The 949-nt window shown below is 66.6% G+C and carries 2 protein-coding genes; both read left to right on the forward strand.

Annotated features, from left to right (window positions below):
• Positions 1–274 (forward strand): DUF6421 family protein (locus tag I5E_RS15405; protein ID WP_031262915.1); only part of this gene is annotated, 274 nt, incomplete at its 5' end.
• Between the two features lie 328 nt (positions 275–602).
• Entirely contained in the window at positions 603–848 is a 246-nt protein-coding gene (locus tag I5E_RS15410; RefSeq protein WP_148286995.1) for a hypothetical protein, read from the forward strand.
• Positions 849–949: the final 101 nt, after the last annotated feature.

The following is a 949-nucleotide window of genomic DNA, read 5'->3' on the forward strand; positions in this document are numbered from 1 at the left end:
CGACCCGTTCATGATCAAGCAGCGCATGCCGTTCTTCCTCTACTCGCTCGAGGAGCTGCGCTGCGACCTCACCGCGTTCCGCGAGTCGGTGCGGCTGGAACGCACCCTCTCGGCGCTGCCGGATGCGAGCCTCCAGGACGCGCAGCGCGCGATCCGCGACCACGCGCGCCTCGTGCAGTACGCCGTCGTGTTCGACCGGATCTTCCGGTTCGCGATCACCGGCAGCCGCGTCCGGAACTACGACGGGCTCGGCGGGCAGCTCGCGTTCTCGTAGTGCGTGCATGGTGCGCACTCCAGGTCGGGGTAGACCGTGCTGCGCTCCGGGATCGGCTCCGCGAGGACGCGCAGTCGCGTCCTTGGGTCATGGAGTAGGTCGGGGTGCGGCAGTCAGCGAGCGACGGAGCTGCCTGCCCTAAATCGCCCACGTGGGCGTCGCCCGATGATTAAACCACCCGAGTCGCATCCGACCCTTCTATGGGTGACGTCAACCCTCAACGGAGCTGCGCTCCGGCCGGTGAGACACAGGGAGTAGCGTCTGGCTGGTGCCGGATCGATGGATGGATGGAGTGCCTGACGCGCCGGGGGGTCTGGTGGGCGCGTGGATGAACGTCATCGTGGGCGCGGCCTTCGTGGTCGGCTTGCCGATCATTGTCTTCAACCAAGCCCAAGCCCCGGCGAACGTGCTTTTCGCTATCGCCGCGCTGGCCTTGGCCGGTTTCCTCGAAGCCACCTTCATCCACAAGCTCCGCCAGCAGCTCGCTCGCCGGCGAGACCGTGAAAGCGGAGAAGATGCCGACCGTGCTCACAGACACGCGCCCGTGGGGCTTGTTCCACGCGACAAGGAGTGACGATGTGGGTACCAGGTCTCATTCTCGGCCCGGCAGCGATCGCAGCCGGGGGTCTGTTGTTCATCCGGNCCAGCGTCCTTGCGGACCTGCTGAATGCTGCC

The organism is Curtobacterium sp. B18 (genome assembly GCF_000333375.1).
GTDB lineage: Bacteria > Actinomycetota > Actinomycetes > Actinomycetales > Microbacteriaceae > Curtobacterium.

Coding starts and splice junctions, on each gene's coding strand:
- I5E_RS15410 (WP_148286995.1), top strand. CDS start 603: ATGAACGTCATCGTGGGCGCGGCCTTCGTGGTCGGCTTGCCGATCATT.